At 66.9% G+C, this 18,091-nt stretch carries 18 protein-coding genes and 1 tRNA gene; 7 read left to right on the forward strand and 12 right to left on the reverse strand.

Annotated features, from left to right (window positions below):
* From argC to B1756_RS08265, 6 genes are all read right to left on the reverse strand, one after another.
* Positions 1 to 1,077 carry an N-acetyl-gamma-glutamyl-phosphate reductase gene (argC, locus tag B1756_RS08240; protein ID WP_086888109.1) on the reverse strand — a complete coding sequence of 359 codons (1,077 nt, stop codon included), beginning with the start codon at positions 1,075 to 1,077 and terminating at the stop codon, positions 1 to 3.
* Positions 1,077 to 1,946 carry a lysine biosynthesis protein LysX gene (gene lysX, locus B1756_RS08245; RefSeq protein ID WP_086890101.1) on the reverse strand — a complete coding sequence of 290 codons (870 nt, stop codon included), beginning with the start codon at positions 1,944 to 1,946 and terminating at the stop codon, positions 1,077 to 1,079. The genes argC and lysX overlap by 1 nt, the downstream gene beginning before the upstream one ends.
* Before the next feature lie 88 nt (positions 1,947 to 2,034).
* On the reverse strand, positions 2,035 to 2,199 hold the full coding sequence (gene lysW, locus B1756_RS08250; RefSeq protein WP_005554620.1) for a lysine biosynthesis protein LysW: 165 nt from the start codon (positions 2,197 to 2,199) through the stop codon (positions 2,035 to 2,037).
* 207 nt (positions 2,200 to 2,406) lie between these two features.
* The gene (argH, locus tag B1756_RS08255; RefSeq protein ID WP_086888110.1) at positions 2,407 to 3,918 is read right to left on the reverse strand and encodes an argininosuccinate lyase; all 1,512 of its coding nucleotides are present in this window, start codon (positions 3,916 to 3,918) and stop codon (positions 2,407 to 2,409) included.
* A gap of 7 nt (positions 3,919 to 3,925) precedes the next feature.
* Positions 3,926 to 5,128, reverse strand: coding sequence for an argininosuccinate synthase (locus B1756_RS08260; protein WP_086888111.1), 1,203 nt, complete (start codon positions 5,126 to 5,128; stop codon positions 3,926 to 3,928).
* Between the two features lie 363 nt (positions 5,129 to 5,491).
* Positions 5,492 to 6,721, reverse strand: a complete 1,230-nt coding sequence (locus B1756_RS08265; RefSeq protein ID WP_086888112.1) for a helix-turn-helix transcriptional regulator — start codon at positions 6,719 to 6,721, stop codon at positions 5,492 to 5,494.
* A gap of 83 nt (positions 6,722 to 6,804) precedes the next feature.
* On the opposite strand from B1756_RS08265, the gene B1756_RS08270 reads away from it, so the two are divergent.
* The 3 genes from B1756_RS08270 (at position 6,805) to B1756_RS08280 (ending at position 7,771) form a co-directional block, all read left to right on the forward strand.
* Positions 6,805 to 6,990, forward strand: coding sequence for a DUF7554 family protein (locus tag B1756_RS08270; RefSeq protein WP_086888113.1), 186 nt, complete (start codon positions 6,805 to 6,807; stop codon positions 6,988 to 6,990).
* 80 nt (positions 6,991 to 7,070) lie between these two features.
* Positions 7,071 to 7,571 (forward strand): 2'-5' RNA ligase family protein, encoded by a 501-nt coding sequence (locus tag B1756_RS08275; RefSeq protein WP_086888114.1) that lies wholly within the window; start codon positions 7,071 to 7,073, stop codon positions 7,569 to 7,571.
* Positions 7,572 to 7,698: 127 nt separating this feature from the next.
* Positions 7,699 to 7,771, forward strand: a tRNA-Gln gene (locus B1756_RS08280).
* 101 nt (positions 7,772 to 7,872) lie between these two features.
* On the opposite strand, the gene B1756_RS08285 is transcribed toward B1756_RS08280, so the two are convergent.
* The gene (locus tag B1756_RS08285; RefSeq protein ID WP_086888115.1) at positions 7,873 to 9,270 is read right to left on the reverse strand and encodes an oxidoreductase; all 1,398 of its coding nucleotides are present in this window, start codon (positions 9,268 to 9,270) and stop codon (positions 7,873 to 7,875) included.
* A gap of 97 nt (positions 9,271 to 9,367) precedes the next feature.
* Between B1756_RS08285 and B1756_RS08290 the strand changes: the two genes are divergently transcribed.
* From B1756_RS08290 to B1756_RS08300, 3 genes are read left to right on the forward strand one after another with little or no spacing between them, the layout of a single operon-like run.
* Complete coding sequence (locus B1756_RS08290) at positions 9,368 to 9,652, forward strand: DUF211 domain-containing protein (RefSeq protein WP_086888116.1); 285 nt, start codon at positions 9,368 to 9,370, stop codon at positions 9,650 to 9,652.
* A 12-nt stretch (positions 9,653 to 9,664) separates the two neighbouring features.
* Positions 9,665 to 10,246, forward strand: a complete 582-nt coding sequence (locus tag B1756_RS08295; protein ID WP_086888117.1) for a VIT1/CCC1 transporter family protein — start codon at positions 9,665 to 9,667, stop codon at positions 10,244 to 10,246.
* 58 nt (positions 10,247 to 10,304) lie between these two features.
* Positions 10,305 to 10,712, forward strand: coding sequence for a hypothetical protein (locus B1756_RS08300; protein ID WP_086888118.1), 408 nt, complete (start codon positions 10,305 to 10,307; stop codon positions 10,710 to 10,712).
* Positions 10,713 to 10,761: 49 nt separating this feature from the next.
* Here B1756_RS08300 and B1756_RS08305 read toward each other — a convergent pair whose 3' ends face one another.
* From B1756_RS08305 to B1756_RS08325, 4 genes are all read right to left on the reverse strand, one after another.
* Entirely contained in the window at positions 10,762 to 11,805 is a 1,044-nt protein-coding gene (locus B1756_RS08305; protein WP_086888119.1) for an NAD(P)-dependent alcohol dehydrogenase, read from the reverse strand.
* Positions 11,806 to 11,947: 142 nt separating this feature from the next.
* Positions 11,948 to 13,174 (reverse strand): LEA/WHy family protein, encoded by a 1,227-nt coding sequence (locus tag B1756_RS08315; protein ID WP_228434543.1) that lies wholly within the window; start codon positions 13,172 to 13,174, stop codon positions 11,948 to 11,950.
* 153 nt (positions 13,175 to 13,327) lie between these two features.
* Entirely contained in the window at positions 13,328 to 13,888 is a 561-nt protein-coding gene (cgi121, locus tag B1756_RS08320) for a KEOPS complex subunit Cgi121 (RefSeq protein WP_086888121.1), read from the reverse strand.
* Positions 13,888 to 16,239 (reverse strand): ATP-dependent DNA helicase, encoded by a 2,352-nt coding sequence (locus B1756_RS08325; protein WP_086888122.1) that lies wholly within the window; start codon positions 16,237 to 16,239, stop codon positions 13,888 to 13,890. Before B1756_RS08325 ends, cgi121 begins: the two co-directional genes overlap by 1 nt.
* A 96-nt stretch (positions 16,240 to 16,335) precedes the next feature.
* On the opposite strand from B1756_RS08325, the gene B1756_RS08330 reads away from it, so the two are divergent.
* Positions 16,336 to 16,803 (forward strand): universal stress protein, encoded by a 468-nt coding sequence (locus B1756_RS08330; protein ID WP_086888123.1) that lies wholly within the window; start codon positions 16,336 to 16,338, stop codon positions 16,801 to 16,803.
* Here the strand turns inward: B1756_RS08330 and B1756_RS08335 are convergent.
* A complete protein-coding gene (locus tag B1756_RS08335) occupies positions 16,790 to 17,998 on the reverse strand; it encodes an inorganic phosphate transporter (protein WP_086888124.1) in 1,209 nt (402 codons plus the stop codon). The genes B1756_RS08330 and B1756_RS08335 overlap by 14 nt on opposite strands.
* Between the last annotated feature and the right edge of the window lie 93 nt (positions 17,999 to 18,091).

Consider the following 18,091-nt stretch of genomic DNA (forward strand, 5'->3'; position numbering starts at 1 on the left):
CTAGGGTGCCCCCACGGGGTGCAGTCCCGCGAACTCGAGGCCGGCGGTCTCTTCGAGGCCGAGCGCGACGTTGGCCGCGTGGACGGCCTGACCGGCCGAGCCTTTCATCATGTTGTCGATGGCCGAGAAGACGACGACGCGCTTGTTCGACGGGTCGAGTTCGAAGCCGACCTCGGCGACGTTCGTCCCGGCGACGGCCTTCGGTTCGGGGTAGCGGTAGACGCCGGAGCCGCCGGCGGCCATGCGGACGAACGGCTCGTCTTCGTAGCTTCCCCGGTAGGCTTTCCAGAGGTCGCCCTTCGAGACGGGGCCGTTCGGGAAGACGTGACTCGTCGCGCTCGCGCCACGAATCATATCCACGGCGTGGCAGGTAAACGAGACCGAGGTGCCGAGGAACTGTTCGATCTCGGCTTCGTGACGGTGACCTGTCGGCGCGTACGGGCGGACGACGCCCGACCGCTCGGGGTGAGAAGAGGCCTCGCCACCGCCAGCGCCGCCCTCGCTCGAGCCGACCTTGACGTCGACGACGATCTGTTCGTCACCCTCGAGGACGTCGTGTTCGAAAAGCGGGTACAGCCCGAGAATGGTGGCGGTGGCGTTACAGCCGCCGCCGGCGATCAGGTCCGCGCCCGCGAGGTTCTCACGGTTGATCTCGGGCAGGGCGTACTCCGAGCGCTCGAGATACTCGGGCGCGTCGTGGCCGTCGTACCACTGCTCGTACTGTTCTTCGGTGTTCAGCCGGAAGTCAGCCGAGAGGTCGACGACCGTGTCCGCAACGTCGAAGAACTCGTCGATCTGTCCCATCGAAACGCCGTGTGGCGTCGCGGCAAAGAGGACGTCGACTGACGCCAAGTCCTCGGGTTCGGTAAAGCGAAGGTCGGCCCCGCGTAGCGGCGGGTGGACCGAGCCGACGCTCTTGCCGGCTTTCGATCGGCTCGTCACCTCGGCGAGTTCGAAATTCGGGTGGCCGGCGAGCAGGCGAAGGAGTTCGCCGCCCGTAAAGCCCGAACCACCGATAACCGTCGCGGTAACGGCTTCTGTACTTCCGTCTGTCTGGGTCTCTGAATCGACTGCCATCAGGCTGTCACCTCGGGTTCGTCGGCCGCGGCTTTCGTCTCGAGCCAGTCGACGACGGCGCCCGCGACGTCGGTGTCGACGGCTCCGTCGAGGGCCTTGAACTCGACGGTGTGGTTGACCTCGTGGACGGTGTATCCATCTTCGGTCTCCATCAGGTCCACACCCAGCAGCCCGCCGCCGACGGCGTCGCTGGCCTTCTGGACGAGTTCGCGAGCCTCGTCGTCGAGTTCGAAGACGTCCGTCTCCGCCCCCTTCGCGGCGTTGGTGATCCAGTGGTCGGAGGATCGAACCATCGCAGCGACGGGTTCGCCGTCGGTCGCGACGACGCGGATGTCACGCCCCGGCTTCTCGACGAACTCCTGGACGTAGAAGATCTTGTGCTCGTAGTGGCCGAGCGTCGACTTGTGCTCTAAGATCGCCTCCGCGGCGTCCGGGGAGTCGATCTTGGCCATCAGGCGACCCCACGAGCCCACGACGGGTTTGAGGACGCAGGGGTAGCCGAAGTCCTCGATGGCCTCGAGTGCGCTCTCTTTCGTGAACGCGACTTTCGTCGCGGGCGTCGGGACGCCAGCGTGCTCGAGTGCGAGGCTGTTCTTGACCTTGTCGGCGCAGATGTCCGCAGTCTCGTGGCTGTTGACCACGGGGATGCCGTAGGCCTCGAAGAACTGCGTGGCGTAGAGGCTTCGGCTCGTGGCGAGACAGCGGTCGACGACGACGTCGAGGTCCGCGTATGCCGCGGGTGCCTCGCTGATGTCGAAGGTCTGCTTGCGAACGTCGATCTTTTCGACCTCGTGATCGCGTTCGCGCAGCTCGTTCAACAGGAGCTTCTCGTCCTTTCGAATCCGGGAGTAGAGTATTCCTACCTTCACTCGAACCACCCCTGAGGCCTACTCGTCGGTGTCGGCCGACGGCAGCCCGTCTCTGCAGGGTAAACTGGTGTCGCGCCCGTCTGCAAGATCACTCACCCCAGTCCTCTTCGAGCTCGGGGGCTCGCTCGAGGACTGGTGGCTCCGTGTCGACGACTTCCAGTTCGGCTCCGCAGGTCGTACAGTCAACGATCTCTCCGACTTCCAGATCGTCGTGCAGGGACACCTCGGCCCCACACTCGACGCATTCGGTCATTGTATCTCCACCTCTGGGCCGATTGCCCTTAAAGGCTTCGAACTTAACAGCAAAATTATACGATGTACACTGGCCGCTAACGGAGGGAAACGAACGATCCGCGCCAAATCACGTTTGACATATCATAAATTAGGTAGCTTGTCCCCTGGCGGGGACCGTCGTCGCCGGACCGCCGTCGCTCCGCCCAGCGGACGCGAGCGTCGGTGCTCAGACATACGCGTCCACCTCCTCATCGAGGGTCTCCCGAGCGGCCTCGAGTGCCGCCGCCGTCGCCTCGAGTTCGTCGCGGTCGGCTGCGAGCGCTTCGCGGGCCGACTCGAGTTGTTCCTCGACGGCGTCGGGTGCCGGCCCACCGAGCGAATCGCGACTCGCGACGCTCGTAGCGGGCTCGAGGATATCCTCGACCGCACCGGGGTCGACGTACGCTTCGAGTGGCTCCCCCAGCACGTTCTCGACGGCCGCGTCGATGGCCTCGAGATCCGGCGCGTCCTCGCCGGCCTCGAGTTCCTCGGCTGCCGTCGCGACGATCTCGTGAGCCGTGCGAAACGGCAGGCCGTTCGTCGCCAGCAGGTCGGCGACGCCGGTCGCCGTCGAGAAGCCCTCGCCGGCCGCCTCCGCCAGGATCGCCTCGTTCCAGTCGGCGGTGGCGACCGCGCCGGCGGCGACCTCGCTGGCCTCGGTGACGTCGTCGACGCAGTCCCAGGCGTGGGTGGTCGCCCGTTGCAGGTCGCGATTGTACGCCCGGGGAAGGCCCTTGAGCGTCGTCGTCAGCCCCTGTACCGCACCTGCGGCGTCCCCGGAGACCGCCCGAACGAGCTCGAGCGTATCCGGATTCTTCTTCTGAGGCATGATCGACGACGTCGAGGAGTAGTCGTCCGAGAGGTCCACGAACCCGCGGTTCGCGAAGACGATTACGTCCTCTGCCAGTCCGGAGAGCGTCGTCGCGTGCGTCGACAGCGTCTGGACCGTCTCGAGCAGGAAGTCCCGGCTCGAGGAGGCGTCCATCGAGTTCTCGACGACGCTGTCGAACCCCAGCAACTCGGCCGTGCGCTCGCGGTCGATGTCGAACGGCGTGCCCGCGAACGCGGCTCCACCGAGGGGCGACTCGTTGATTCGGCCGTAGGCCTCGAGCAGGCGTGCGGTGTCCCGTGCGATCGCGCCCTCGTAGGCCAGCGCCCAGTGGGAAACGGTCGTCGGCTGGGCGGGCTGGAGGTGGGTGTAGCCGGGCATCACCGTCTGGACGTTCTCGGCGGCGACTGCGAGCAGCGATTCACGCAGGGTGAGGGTGGTCTCGACGGTCTCGAGGACGTCCTCGCGCAGACGGTAGCGGATACAGGCCGCGACCTCGTCGTTACGCGAGCGAGCCGTGTGCATCTTGCCGCCGTCGGGACCGACGCGCTCGATGACGGCCGTCTCGATTGCCTCGTGGACGTCCTCGCCGTCTGGCAGGGCCTCGTGGCCCTCCGTTTCGACGGCCTCGAGGCCCGCCAGGATCTCGCCGGTGACGTCGTCCTCGATAATGCCCTGTTCGGCCAGCATGACGACGTGTGCGCGATCGACCGCGAGGTCGGCCTCGAAGATCCGAACGTCGGCCGCGAGCGAGGAGAGGAAGCTCCGGGCGGGGCCGCCGCTGAAGCGGTCCCGGCGGACGACGCCCTCGTCGTCCTCGTTCCCGGCATCGGTGCGTGCCTCGTGGGTACTGGTACTCTCCTCGGTCACGGTCAGATCACTCCTCGTCGTCGGTGGCCGCGTTCGCTTCGATCGCCTCGTTCGCGAGACGACGCTGGAAGCCGTGGTACTTCGCGACGCCGGTGGCGTCCTCCTGAGTGATCTTGCCGACCGTCTCGGTGTCGAAGGAGGCGTGCTCGGCCGAGTAGGCCGCGAAGTCGCTCTCGCGTGCGACCGCACGGGCCTGCCCGCCTTCGAAGCGGATCGTCACGGTCCCGGTCACGCGCTGCTGGGTCTCGGCGATGAAGCCCTCGAGCGCGCCGACCAGCGGCGCGTCGACGAGGCCCTCGTAGCCTTTCTTCGACCACTTCTGGTCGATCAGCTGCTTGAATTCACGCTCTTCCTGGGTGAGGACGAGCCCCTCGAGGGCCTCGTGGGCGTTCAGCAGCGTCGTCGCGGCGGGGTGTTCGTAGTTCTCGCGAACTTTCAGGCCGAGCATGCGGTCTTCCATCGAGTCCGTGCGGCCGACGCCGTACGGCCCGGCGACCTCGTTCAGGTGCTGGATCAACTCGACGGGCTCGTACGCGACCCCGTCGACGGCGACGGGGTAGCCCTCCTCGAAGGTAATCTCGATCTCCTGGCTCTCGCCGGTCGGGGCCTGGGTCCACTCGTAGATCTCCTCGGGCGGAATGTACCCCGGGTCTTCGAGGTCGTCGCCCTCGACCGAGCGGCTCCAGAGGTTGGTGTCGATCGACCAGTCGCCGCCGCTGCCACCCTCGACGGGTAGATCCTTCTCGGCGGCGTACTCCTGCTCCCACTCGCGGGTCAGGCCCAGTTCGCGCACGGGGGCGATGACTTCGAGATCGGAGTCGCGCCAGACGGCCTCGAACCGGAGCTGGTCGTTACCCTTCCCGGTGCAGCCGTGGGCGATGCCGGTACAGCCCTGCTGCTCGGCGACCTCGAGGATCGCTTCGGCGATCACGGGTCGCGCGAGTGCGGTTCCCAGTGGGTAGCCCTGGTAGGTCGCGTTCGCACGAACGCTCTCGAGACACAGCTGTGCGAACTCGTCTTTTGCGTCGACGACGTAGTGCTCTAAATCGAGCGCTTCGGCGGTCTCTTCAGCCTCGTCGAACTCCGAGGCCGGCTGGCCGACGTCGACCGTGACGCCGATGACCTCGTCGTATCCGTACTCTTCTTCGAGCAGCGGGACACAGACAGTCGTGTCCAGGCCGCCCGAGAACGCAAGTGCCACGCGTGTCATGTCGTACTCGAGGGAAACGGGAGGACCAACTTAAGCCCGTTGATTTAAAATCCGAAATTTACGGAGAGAGCGTCTGCTACGCAGAAATTTGGCGTTTCTGGAACGTTGGAACGAACGGGGTCGATGGGTGTGGTATGTGGCGGGCTCAACGGCCCCGCCGCCGTCGCCGCCGTCGCCGCCGTCGCCGCAGAGAACGAGACCCGTCGGTACCGGGAGCCGCGAACACGGCACCGACGGAGTGGCTCATTGCGGGAGAAATACTGGCCCACGGTATTAAACCTGCTGAATCGCCCGGACAGGGGCCACCAGTCGCCTCGAGGTGTTCGAGTCGGCTGCGGGTTCGAGCCGAGACAGCGACTGACGTCAGGTGTCGTCGTCTTCCGGCAACGACAGCACGTTCTCCCGGCCGACCCGGAAGACCTCGATCTCGTCGTCCTCGCGCAGGCTCGTGACGACCTGACTCGTCTTGGCCTCGGTCCAGTCGAGTTGCGTGACCACTTCCTGCTGTTTGATCCGGCCGCCGCGTTGCTCGAGCAGCCGCATCACCCGTTCCTCGTTGCTGAGCAGTTCGGGCGGCGGACTCGAGGGCTGGGTCCTGGTCGCCATCGTCCCGGCTGTCGACTGTTCGTCGTTAGATCCGGGACGACGTCTGTCTCTGTCCTCTTCGGCGACGCCGGTCGCACCGGGTGCCGTCGCGTCGTGCGGTGACGGGCCCGCGGCGTCGGTTTTGGCCGCAGGTCCGGACCGCTGGCCGTGACGTCGACTGACCCACCACCCGGTCGCCGCGGCCAGCAGGAGGACGGCGACTGCCGCGATCGCGATGGTCCACGTCGGCGGCTGGTCGTCGCCGCTCTCGGCCGGCCCGATGGCCGTCCCGCCGTTTTCGATCAGGACGACCGACGGCTGGTCGTCAGTGAACTCCGTTTCGTCGCCGTTCCAGAGGACGGAGCCATCCGGTGGGCTGTCCGGCGAGGGTGAGACGTCGCGGGCCGTGTACTCCTCGGGCCAGGAGAACTGTAACGTCGTGTCGTCGACGAGCGTGAACCCGGCGAGAGCGTCACCAGCCTCGATCAGTGCCGGTTCGACGTGTGAGAATCCAGTCCACTGGAATGTATAGGTCACGTGACCCATGTCGCGCGGCGCGGGACTCTCCCGGGTGGCAACCGAGACGTTCGAGAGGCTCATCTCCCGGTTGGTCTCGTTTTGGCCGCCCTCGAGCACCTGATTCCAGTCGGCAGCTTCGGCCTCGGCGTAGGAGCTAGCGTTCTCCTCGACGTCGGTCCGGAGTGACTCCCAGTCGTCGGAACTCGCGTTCCCGAAGCGGTAGTCGACGGTGAACGTCGCTGTTCCGTTCTCGTGGAGGAAGACGTCGACGTGGACCTCGTCGGCAGCGGCGAGGTCTGACTCGTGGTCGAGTTGCGGGGCTGGCTCTGGTTCGAGCTCGGACTCCGATTGTGGCTGTTCGCCAGTCTGGAAGGCCACGTCGTCGATCGCTTCTGCCGAAACTGCAGCGACCGGGCTGGCCGCGACGAGATTGCACGCAACGACGACCACGAGCGCCCACCACAGCACCCGTCGCCCCTTCGAATCCATTACCTGCAGTTGTCGGAGCCGACTAAATAGGTTTTTCCGACGACGACGCCACGTTTTTGCTCCCACCGTTCGTACCCCACGTCATGATCGATCCTCGCGCCGCGCTTTCGGTCGAAACCCTCCTCAAGATCGTCCTCGGGCTGATCGCCGTCTTGCTCGCTCTCCGGATCGTCGAGACGATCTTCGGCTGGGTCTTCAGCCTGCTGGTGCCCGGCCTGTTGCTCGTCGTCGCGTTGCTCATCGTCCTCTGGTTTCTCGATCGGCTCTAATGCGCGGCACACGTCGACGTCGGCGAACGCCAGACTCATACGACACACCGGTCTAGATCGAGTACGCGAAGTGACCCGCAGTGTATAGCGTCAACGTTCCGGTCCCCGGTCGCGTCCGCACCCTCGCGAACGACCTCTACCCCGAGCTCGTCGGGTTCGACGCCGTCCGCGAGGACCACTCCTGTCTGCTCAAACGCCTCGGCGACGCAGACCACGTCCACCAGCTCCAGCACCGCGCCCACCGGGCGCTCGAGGGGGCCCCCGCCGTCGAAGCCCGGATTACTGGTATCGACTACTTCGAGGACCCGCCGCTGGGTTCTGCCCCCGTCGTCTACCTCGTCGTCGAGAGCCCCGGTCTCGAGACGATCCACCGGAACCTCACCGACCACTTCGACGCTGTCTCCGGTCTCGAGGGCGGTGACTACGTCCCACACGTCACCCTCGCCCGCGGCGGTGACCTCGAGGCAGCTCGTCGCCTCGCCGACCGCGACGTCGACCCGATCACCTGGACGGTCTCCGAACTCGAGTTCTGGGACGGCACCTACCGGTTACCGGTGAGCCGGGTGTCGTTGCCGGCCTGAGTGCTGGTGAGCCCGGTGTCGTTGCCGGCCTGAGTGCTGGTGAGCCCGGTGTCGTTTCCAACCCGACTACGGACGAGTCGAACCCGTCAACCATAAATAGGTGCCCGCCGCTACAATGACTTGCAGCAGTCCCATGGGGTAGCGGCCAATCCTGAAGCCTTCTGGGGGCTTCGACCCAGGTTCGAATCCTGGTGGGACTACTTCTTCACTTCATTTCGAGCCTAACCAGCCCACCGTCTCCGGGTTTCCACTCGAAACGAAGGGGTCTACCGTTCCGTTCTCGAGCGCTCGATACCACGGCTCAGCCGTCCCGTTCGTACGCACCCGCCCGCTCGAGGTCGCCGCGTTTCGACAGGACGCTCGGCGTTCGACAGATCCCCGGCGCGCCGGTTACCTGTGGCACGGTGCAATTGTTGCAGTTCTCACAGAGGACTCGTGCGTCCGGGGGTGACTCGAGCAGGCGCGCGGCGAGTCGCGGTTCGGCGTAGAACGGTCGGGCCATTCCGATGGCGTCGGCCGCCGGTTTCGGCGTCTGGTCGTCGCGCTCTCCGGCCTCGAGACCACTGTTCCTCCCCCCGTCCGAACCCCCTCCGTTTCCACTGGAACCGAGCAGTCGATCGATGGTCTCGCGGTCGCGAACGCCGCCTTCGGCGAGCACGGGAATCGACACCTGCTCGCGGACGCGCCGGCAGAATCCCTCGTTCCACGCGGGCGCGAAGTCGTAGGGAATCGACTCGAGTCGGTTCCCCAGTGCGACGAGCCGCGCTCGCACGGCCCCCCCGAAGGCCGTCTCGTATCCCTTCTGCAGGCGCTCGTTTTCCCACGCGCGGGCGGGATACTCTCCCCGGACGATGCTCATGTCCCAGACGACCGACGTCTGGACGGGGACGACCGCGTCGTAGCCGATCCGCTCGAGTCGGCGGGCGATTTCGACTCCGTCCTGCAACGAGAGTTTGCGGCCCACGAGCGGTGCGGGCGGTGCGGGCGTCTCCGCGGGTACCTTGGTCACGAGCGGGACGTCTCCCGCCCGGCCGCGGATCTCGTCGTGGACGCACGCGAGGAACGAGAGGCGGGCCTCGGGCGAGCCACCGAACTCGTCGTCACGGCGGTTGTAGAACGGTGAGAGGAACTGCTGGACGATGCCCATGTTCGCCCCAGAGAGGTGGATGCCGTCGTAACCCGCGTCGACGGCATGCGCGGCGGCGCGGCCGAAGTCTGCCGCCAGGTCGTAGACCTCGTCGGTCGAGAGAACCCGCGGGGAGAACGAAAGCGCACCCAGCCGGTCGAACAGCCGCAACTGCCACGGCGGCTCCGAGACCGCGAGCTGCTCGTGGTCTGGATGCTGTCGGCGGTACTCGGCGTGCCAGGTCTCCATACTCCGAAGACCGCCGTGTTCCAGTTGCAGGAAGATTCGCCCGCCGTGGTCGTGGATCCGGTCGGTCAGCCGCGAGAGCCGCGAGACGAACGCCGGGTCGTGAACCCGCGTCATCCCCGGCGCTGCACAGCCGCCCTCGGCGCGGACGATCGTCGCCCCCTGGAAGATCAGCCCCACGCCCGAGGCTGCCGCAGGCTCGAGATCGTCGATCAGGGTGGCGACAGCGTCCGGGCCGTTCCCGGCGCACTCGAGCAACGGTGCCCGATAGAGCCGGTTGGGGATCGTCACGCCACCGATCTCGAGGGGGTCCTCGAGGCTGGCCATAGCCGGGCTACCACGGACCGCCACAAGAGCGTGGTGGCGCTCGTGGAGACGAACCACGAGCCGTAGACCTTTCACACCCGCTGTCTTCTACCGGAACATGGCTCCGATCACGCGACTCGTTCTCGACGTCCTGAAACCACACGACCCGAGCGTCGTCGCGTTTACGACCGCGATCGGCGACCTCGAGGGCGTCGAGGCGGCGACCGCGACCGTCGTCGAGGTCGACGAGAACGTGAAGACCCTCCGGCTGACGATCGAAGGCAACGACCTCGACCTCGAGGCGATCCGCGAGGAAGTGACGGACCTGAGCGCGTCGATCCACTCGGTCGACCAGGTCGCCTGCGGCGAACGACCCGTCGACGACCCGTGGCTCGGGAACTGACGAGGTCGACGAATGGGTGCTCGACTCGACCGACTGCGGCGCGTCCTCGAAAAAGAGGACGTTCGCTCGATCTCACGCCGGTACTTCATCGCCAACGGGTTCGACGGCACACTCACCAGCATCGGCGTCGTCGTCGGTGCGTACCTTTCGGGCATCGACAACGGTCTCACCGCGATCACGATCGGCCTCGGCGCGGCCATCGGGCTCGGAACCTCGGGCGTCTGGAGCGTCTGGGAGATCGAACGCGCCCAGGCGCTGGCCGAACGCGAGCGGATCGAACGGGCGATGCTGACCGAACTCGAGGACACTCGCGTCGAGCGCGAACACCGCGCCGCCCAGATCGTCCACGCCGTCGCGAGCGCCACCGGTCCTATTCTCGCGATCCTGGTGACGCTCGCTCCGCTGGCGCTCGAGGGAGTCGTCCTCACGATGGGGCAGGCCGTCGTCGGGTCGATCCTCGTCGGTATCGCGATCCTGGCGACCTTCGGGATCTACCTCGCGTCGATCTCCCGCCAGCGGTGGTACGTGGCGGCCGCTCGCATGGGCCTCGCTGGCGTCGTCGTCGCGGTACTCAACCTCTTCCTGCCGGGCTAACCCCGCCTGCTCTGGCTGGCCGGAAACCTATTCGGTGATGGCCGTCGACAGGTGAGCCATGCGTCGTGAGAACCAATCTCGCTCGATCGTCGAGTCGGCCTCGAGGCTCCTCCCCTGGTTTCGCGTGGTGTTCGGAACGATCGGTCTCCTCGCGCCGCGCGTCCTCGGACGCTGGTACGGGCTGTCCACGACGGACGGCCCACCGGCGGTTGCCCTGCGCTACGCGTGCATCCGAGCGCTGGGGCTTGGCATCGGTCAGGTGACGACGGCAGGGGACCGCCGACGCGACTGGGACCGCGTCGCCCTGCTGGTCGACGTCCTCGATACGCTCATGCTCACCCACGCGGCCGCCACGGGGCGAATTCGAACGCGCAGCGCGCTCGTGATGCTAAGCGGGACGGTCTCGGGTGCCGTCGTCGGCCTCCTCGCCTGGCGAGGTGACTCGAGCGCTCGCGACGGCGTCTGAGACCGACGTCAGGACCGGCCGTCACACGCCTTCAGCCGTGTCGAGGAGGTCACGGCGGGACGATCACTGCTCGACCCTCGATGTCGTTGTGCTCGAGTTTTTCGGCGACCGTGTTGACGTCAGCGAGGTCGTACCGGTCTGCGTGCAGGTCGACGTCGCCGCGCTCGACGAGTGCGACCAGTTCCTGCAGTTCCGCGTACTTGCCGACGAGGGTCCCCTCGAAGGAGAACTCGCCGTCGACCAGCGCCTGGCAGGGGGCGTGAACGTGCCCGCCGTAGCCGACGACGTGGTGATCGCCGCCCGGGGCTGCGATTTCGGGCCCCAGCGCGGTCGTCCCGTCCGCGCCCACGAAGTCGAGGACTTGCCGGGCACCGACGCCGTCGGTCAGATCGTCGACGACCGAGGCCACGTCCGCCTCGCTCGAGTCGACGGTGTGGTGCGCTCCGAGGTCCGCGGCCAGCTCGAGGGCCTCGTCTTTGATGTCGACGGCGACGATGTCGGCTGCGCTCATCGCCTCGAGACACTGAAGGCCGATGTGCCCCAGTCCGCCGATGCCGATCACGACGCATGTGTCGCCGGGGTTCAGTTCGCGGACGGCCTTCTTGGCTGCGTGGTAGGCCGTAATTCCCGCGTCTGCGTGCGGGGCGATATCGACGGGGTCGACGCCCTCGGGGAGTGGAATCACCGCCCGCTCGTTGGTCTGGAGGTACTCGGCGAAGCCGCCGTCGGTCGTCAGCCCGTTGAACGCGCTGTTCTCACAGTACATGTCCTCGCCGAGTCGACAGGGCCGACAGATGCCACAGGTCTGGACCGGGTGACAGATCACCGGATCTCCCTCCTCGACCAGCGTCACTTCGTCGCCCGCCTCGGCGACGACGCCGGCGTTCTCGTGGCCGAGCGTCATTGGCAACTCCTGTGGAACGTAGTCGGTCCACATTCCCTCGACGACGTGGTTGTCCGTCTGACACCAGCCCGCCCCCTCGATCTCGACCAGGACGCCGTCCGACCGCTCGAGTTCCGGCCGCTCGATCTCGTCGATCGAGAGCGCCTCGCTCATCTCGTCCGTGTACTCGTGCAACCGGGCTGCTTTCATGGTACCAACTCACACTACGGCCAGTCCGAAAACGTTCGGCCCACCGATCACGCCGCGAGACAGTCCGGGGTTCGAGGACGTCTCGGCGTCGTGGGGTGCACTCGAATCGTCGTCCTCGGACGCATCGAGCGTCCGGGCGAGTTCAGTCGACAGTGCCCAGGAGGCTGTCCGTGCCGCCGATTTCGCCGCCGCCTGCGTCATCGCCGGTAGTATCGTCGTCAGCCTCGTCGCTGTCGTCCGCGTCATCGCCTTCGTCGCGCTCGCCGTCGTCCCCGTCACCAGCGAGCAAGGCGTCGTCTAGCTCGAGCGTCGCTTCCAGTTCGTCGAACTCCTCCTGGTCGGGCGTCGCCCACGGCAGCAGTTCGCAGCCGGTCTGTTCGATGCCCGATTCCTGGTCGACGAAGATGTCGGTCCGAAGATCGTACTCGCAGTGGATCGCCTCCTCGTCGCCGGGGATCGTCATCGTCTGGCCGTCGACGTTCATCGCGAGCTGAGCCCGCAACTCGGCATCGGTGACCTCCTCGCCGTCGACGTGGGTCGCGAACCACTGCACCACGTCGTCGTTGTCCAGATCGACCACGAACGTGATCTCGCGGCTCTCCCCCGGGGGAATCGTCGCGTCGTAGCCGCCGTGGAGCACCTCGACCTCGTGGGCGTCCCACTCGCCGACGAGGTGGTCGTTGAACTCCATCTCACCCGTCAGCGCGGGCGTCGGCAGCGGATAGGCGTTCGGGTTGTGCACCTCGTAGGTCAGGTGCAACTCGGTCCGATTCTCGTCGACCTCGCCCCACTCGGCGTCGGTGTCACGGATCTCGACCGTCGGCTCGAGCGCCCCGCCACCCTCGACCGGCGACAGGGAGTGTTCGCCTTCGAGCTGGGCCATCGAGTCGGCGATCATCGGCTCGAGGTCCGTCTCCACCTCGTCTTCGTGGGTGTACGACGGTGCGCCCGAGAGCGGTCCCCACTCGACGTGGGCGGTCACGTCCGCCCGCAGGTCACTCACCTCATCGCTCTCGACGTGGGCGACCCACCAGTCCGAGAGGTGCTGGTAGCGCAGGTCGGAGCGAATCTCGGTCGTCGTGTTCCCCGCGGGCATGCCGACGTCTGCGGCCGTTCCGTCCGCCAGGTCGACGTCGTTCATCCAAAGCGCGTACTCGAGGGTCAGGTCGTCGACCTCGAGGCCGGGATTGGGGTTGTCGACCCAGACCGTCGTTACCACTTCGATCCGGTCGTCGTCGACCTCGCCCCAGGCGTTGTCCTCGATGCCGGCGTCCGGAACGCCGAGTGCGCCCGTCGCGAACAGCCCGCCGAGACCCACTGCGGTACAGACGCCGAGCACGAGGATCACTTTCAGGACTTTCCCGAACATGTACCGGTTTCCTGAAAGCGAGCGGACTTATAGATGCGGTATCCGGACCGAACCGAATGCTCTGAATTGTCTATCGAGAGCGCTAGTGAAGCCGGAAACGTGTTGTAGATTTCACAGAGTTTTGCTCACGGTTGCGCGAGCTACGACGCCCGCTCACTTCTCGACCTCGAGCAGGGCGACCCGTTCGCGAACTAAGGCGGCGAGTGTGGCGTCGGTGGCCTCGCGTTCGGCCGCGGTGATCTCGAAAAACGCACAGAGCACGGCCTCGTCGCCGGACTCGAGCGGCTGGTCGTCTTCGAGAGACGACGCGTCGCTGACGGCCTCGAGGGCCGCGATGGCGTCGAGTGCAGCGGTCTCGCGCTGGTCGTCGGTGAGATCTGTGGTGTCGTCGTTCTCACTCGCGGCTGGGTCGGCGTCGACCACGACGACGGCATCGGTCTCGCCCTCGCTGACGCCCATCTCGAGTGCCCGGTCGATCTGCCGTCGTCCGGCGGCGTACAGCAGGATTTCGACAGCTCGATCGCGGGCGACGTTCTCGCCACGGTCGATCGCCCGGTCGGCCAGTTCGACCGCGCGCTCGAGGTGGTCCCGATCGGCGACGTAGCGGGCGTCGAACGCCTGGATCGTCACGCCGTGGTCGTCGCCGATCTCGCCCAGTCGGGCGACGAACGCGTCGAGGTCGTCGACCTCGAGGGTGCACGCGAGTACCTCCATCAGAAATCACCAAGGCTGGACTGGTTGTCGTCTGCGTCGTCGGTGGTCGTCGTGGACGACCCGCCATCACCATCGCCGCCGCTCGAGCCTCCCGTCGCTACCGTTCCGTCGGGCTCGATCGGCTCGACGCCGTCCATCGAGGGATCTTCGCGACCGGCGTTCTCGAGGATCGTCTCGGCGGTCTTCTCTCCCTTCAGAACGCCGAGAACGACGCCCTTGTCCACCGTGCGGAGGTCGGCTGGCTCCTCGATGCCTGCGGCGTACAGCTGTCGAGCGCGCTTTCGGCCGACGCCGCGGACCGAGACCAGCTCGAGCAGTTCCTCGCTCACGCCGTGTTCGACGCGGGCGCGGGCTTCCCGGACGGCGACGGTCCACTCGCTGTCGATTTCGCGGGCGAGCGATTCGGCGGCCCCGAGCAGCCACTCGGCGGTGTCGACCTTCCCGCGGAGGTCGCCGGGACCGATCTTGTACCGCTCGGTGAGTGCCTCCTCGTCGTCCTCGGCGGCCCAGTCTGCGAGCAGTTTCCCGGTCTTCAACGCGGCGAGCCAGTCCTCGAAGCGGTGGTCCTCGTACTCGCTCGGCGGGTCGCCGAGCAACTCGGCTTCGCGCTCGTAGAACAGTTCGCCGAATTTCTCGTCTTCGCCCGAGCGGAGGTAGAGTTCGTACATGTCGGGGGTCCGGGAGACTAGCTGGTAGAGTCCCAGCGCGGTGGGGCGTTCGTCGGCTCCCTCGAGCCCGTGGACGATCTCGGCGGCACTCATCGGGTCGAGGTAGAGCCGCGAGACGGTGTGACCGAGGCTGGTCGCCTCGAGGTCCTCGTCGGTGCTCTCGGCAAGGTCGGCTGCGGCGGTGAACGCGCCAGTATCTTGATCAGATTCACTGCCACCACCCGAGCGCGCTACGAAGTCGTTCCGTTCCAGATACGCCAGTACCTCGTCGGTCACCCGCTCGAGCCGACCCGCCTCGCTCGACTGGCTGGCGTAGAGGGTCGCCTCGAGGAACTCGAGTAGCCCCTCGCGGGTGCGCGCGAACCCGGAGGCGATGGTCGCGAGTACGTGGGTTCGCAGGGCGGGTTCGGCCGCGAGCTTCGACCGGACGGCCTCGGGATCGGCCCAGACGTACCGGTCGAACAGCTCCTCGCGGTCGTCGTGACTGTTCGCGAGCAGGACGGCCTCGCCGTAGGGATCCAGTCCCGGCCGGCCGGCCCGTCCCATCATCTGGTGGACCTCGAGGACGTCCAGCGGAGCCATCCCGCCGGCGCTCGGATCGAACCGCCGCCAGTCGCGGACGATCACGCGCCGGGCGGGGGTGTTGACCCCGGCTGCCAGCGTCGGGGTGGCCGAGATGACTTTCAACAGGCGGTCGCGGAAGGCGTCCTCGACCAGACTCCGTTGTGTGCTCGAGAGACCCGCATGATGGAACGCCGAGCCGCGCTCGACGCAGTCGGCCAGGTCGCGGCTCGTCTCCGTGTCGCTGTCCTCGCGGATCTCGTCGGCGAGGTCGGCCAGTTCGGTGCGTTCCTCGTCGGTGAGTTCCCGTCTCGAGACCCCGCCAAGTCGACGAGCGGCGGCCTCGGCGTTACGCCGGGAGTTGACGAAGACGAGCGAGGACCCACCCTCCTGCAGGATGTCCCGGACGAGTGCGGCTTCCTGCTTCTCGCTCCCTTCGACCGGCACCTCGCGGGTCGAGCCGTCGTCGAACTCGAGGGCGTTGCCGTAGTGGACGCCCATCCGGAGGTCGATCGGCCGCCAGTCGGAGTGGACGAGTTCGGCGTCGAGCCAGTCGGCGATTTCGTCGGCGTTTCCGACGGTCGCTGAAAGGGCCACGACCTGCAGCGCCGGATTGAGTCGGCGGAGTTTCGCGAGAGTCACCTCGAGCGTCGGGCCCCGGTTGCGGTCGTCGATCAGGTGGACCTCGTCAGAGACGACGCAGGTGAGGTCGGTGAGCCAGTCGGCACCGTTGCGCACGAGCGAGTCGACCTTCTCGCTGGTCGCGACGATCACGTCCTTCGTCGCGAGCCAGTCGTCCGTGCTCTCGTAGTTGCCCGTCGTCACGCCCGTCGTGACGCCGAAGGATTCGAACGCGTCGAACTCGGCCTTCTTCTCGCTGGCCAGTGCCCGCAGCGGGACGATATAGAGCGCCTTCCCGCCGCGTTCGACCGCCGAGAGCATCGCGAGTGTGGCGATCATGGTCTTCCCGCTTGCGGTCGGGACGGCCGCGACGAGGTTCTCGCCCTCGGTCGCGCCGGCTTCGACCGCCTCGGCCTGTGGCGGGTAGAGCGATTCGATACCCTCCTGCTGAAAGTGCGAGACGGCCCCGGGCGGGAGCCCCGACAGCTCCTCGAGATTCATTGGCCGTCCTTGGTGCGTGCCGGGGTTTAAAGTGTCGTCTCCCGGGCCGGCGAGTGCGCCGTCAGACCGAACAGGGTGGCGATCGAACGCGGTCGTATGGCCGACCCGACTCCCGAGCACGTCCTCGTCCCCTCGCTGGGTCGCCCCGGGGCCCAGGCGGCACTCACCTACGCCCTCGAGTCGTTTCCAGACGCCGACGTGACGCTGCTGTCGGTGGTAACTCCGATCGACGACCCGCTCAGCGAAGGTGGCGTCCTCGAGCACGACGAGGACCAACTCGCAACCGTGCGCGAAACCGCACGGGAACTCCTCGAGCGCGCTGCGACGGACGTTCCCTCCGCGACCGACCGGGTCCGGATTCAGGTGCTCGAGGGGAAACCGGGAGTTGTCGTCCCCAGATACGCGAGGGAGGAACCCGTCGATCACGTCGTCATGTACGGCCACCAGCCCGAGGTGTCCGGGTACGTTCGACGACTCCTCGGGCGCGACGTGACGACGACCGTCGTCGAACGCACTGACGAGCCGGTGACGGTACTCAGCTCCCGGGCGATTAGCTCCCGATGACCGCTGCGAGCAGCTGGTAGAGGCCGTAACCGACGCCGATCGAACTGCCGAGAGTAAGCAGCCAGAACGTGATGGTAAAGCCGATCTTTCGTTTCGAGACGCCCGCAGAGCCCGCCGCCAGCCCGCCGCCGATCACCCCCGAGAGGATGATGTTGTTGACCGAGATCGGAATCCCCAGCGCGATCGCCAGCTGGGCGATGACGAAGCCCGGCACGAGCGCCGCGATCGATCGGCGCACGCCGAGCTGGGCGTACTCCCTCGAGGTCGCCTGCAGGAGCCGCGGTGCTGCCATCCAGGCGCCGGCGAGGAGTCCGGCGGCCCCGAGCGCGAGCAAGGTGATCCCCGGTAGCCCGAGTTCGACGCGGAAGAGGTGCTCGAGCGGCCCGGTCGCGAGCCCGACCTGGGAGCCCCCAGAGGAGAAGGCGACGACCCCGCCGAGGACGAGCAGGAACGAGCGGATGCCGTCCTCGACGGACTCGAGCACGAGCGTCCGGATCCAGTAGAACGAGAGGGCTCCGGCGGCGATCGTCACGACGACGATGCCGAGTTCGATTTCGGCGACGAGCGTCGGTCCACCGCCGACCAGTCCGGTGAGAAACCGGGCGACAGTTCCCTGTTCGGCGACGGGATCGGGGATGACGCCGAGGCGAACGTTCGCCAGGATCGCGCCGACGATGCCAGCGAGCAGCGGGACGCCGACCGATTCGGGGACGTCGTCGCGCCGGAGGATCGTCGCCGTCACGTAGGCCAGTCCGCCGGACATGATCGGGACCATCGCCCAGAAGGTGCCGAGTCGTTGGTAGGTCCCGTAGGCCGGGTCGCCACCGAGCGAGAGTCCGACGCCGACCATCGCGCCCGTCGTCGCGAACGCTGCGGGGATCGGGTATCGCGTGTAGATGCCGACGGCCATGTACCCCGCTGCGGTGAGCAGTCCGGCCGTCGCAGCAAGCGGCGTGATCGACACCCCGTCGATCAGGTCCGCACCGATGGTCTCGGAGATGCTGCCGCCCTGCAAGAGCGCGCCCGCGGCCGCGAGGATCCCGATGACGAACGCCGCTTGCATGGTCGAGATGGCGTTCGCGCCGATCGCGGGGGCAAACGGCGGTGAGTTGCTGTTCGCCCCGAGTACCCACGCCATGAACAGGCAGGTGAGGATTGCCGTCCCGACCAGTATCACGAACGACAGTGCGACCATTCCCTCCCGGAGATTTGTCGACGTGAGTGATAAGGATACGCCCGATCTGTTGCAGACCTCCGATTAGAGCAGTGCATCCGAGCGACCGATCGA

This window comes from Natrarchaeobaculum aegyptiacum (assembly GCF_002156705.1).
Lineage (GTDB): Archaea > Halobacteriota > Halobacteria > Halobacteriales > Natrialbaceae > Natrarchaeobaculum > Natrarchaeobaculum aegyptiacum.

Coding starts and splice junctions, on each gene's coding strand:
- argC (WP_086888109.1), bottom strand. CDS start 1,077: ATGGCAGTCGATTCAGAGACCCAGACAGACGGAAGTACAGAAGCCGTT.
- lysW (WP_005554620.1), bottom strand. CDS start 2,199: ATGACCGAATGCGTCGAGTGTGGGGCCGAGGTGTCCCTGCACGACGAT.
- B1756_RS08260 (WP_086888111.1), bottom strand. CDS start 5,128: ATGACACGCGTGGCACTTGCGTTCTCGGGCGGCCTGGACACGACTGTC.
- B1756_RS08265 (WP_086888112.1), bottom strand. CDS start 6,721: ATGGATTCGAAGGGGCGACGGGTGCTGTGGTGGGCGCTCGTGGTCGTC.
- B1756_RS08270 (WP_086888113.1), top strand. CDS start 6,805: ATGATCGATCCTCGCGCCGCGCTTTCGGTCGAAACCCTCCTCAAGATC.
- B1756_RS08285 (WP_086888115.1), bottom strand. CDS start 9,270: ATGGCCAGCCTCGAGGACCCCCTCGAGATCGGTGGCGTGACGATCCCC.
- B1756_RS08290 (WP_086888116.1), top strand. CDS start 9,368: ATGGCTCCGATCACGCGACTCGTTCTCGACGTCCTGAAACCACACGAC.
- B1756_RS08295 (WP_086888117.1), top strand. CDS start 9,665: ATGGGTGCTCGACTCGACCGACTGCGGCGCGTCCTCGAAAAAGAGGAC.
- B1756_RS08300 (WP_086888118.1), top strand. CDS start 10,305: ATGCGTCGTGAGAACCAATCTCGCTCGATCGTCGAGTCGGCCTCGAGG.
- B1756_RS08305 (WP_086888119.1), bottom strand. CDS start 11,805: ATGAAAGCAGCCCGGTTGCACGAGTACACGGACGAGATGAGCGAGGCG.
- B1756_RS08315 (WP_228434543.1), bottom strand. CDS start 13,174: ATGTTCGGGAAAGTCCTGAAAGTGATCCTCGTGCTCGGCGTCTGTACC.
- cgi121 (WP_086888121.1), bottom strand. CDS start 13,888: ATGGAGGTACTCGCGTGCACCCTCGAGGTCGACGACCTCGACGCGTTC.
- B1756_RS08325 (WP_086888122.1), bottom strand. CDS start 16,239: ATGAATCTCGAGGAGCTGTCGGGGCTCCCGCCCGGGGCCGTCTCGCAC.
- B1756_RS08330 (WP_086888123.1), top strand. CDS start 16,336: ATGGCCGACCCGACTCCCGAGCACGTCCTCGTCCCCTCGCTGGGTCGC.
- B1756_RS08335 (WP_086888124.1), bottom strand. CDS start 17,998: ATGGTCGCACTGTCGTTCGTGATACTGGTCGGGACGGCAATCCTCACC.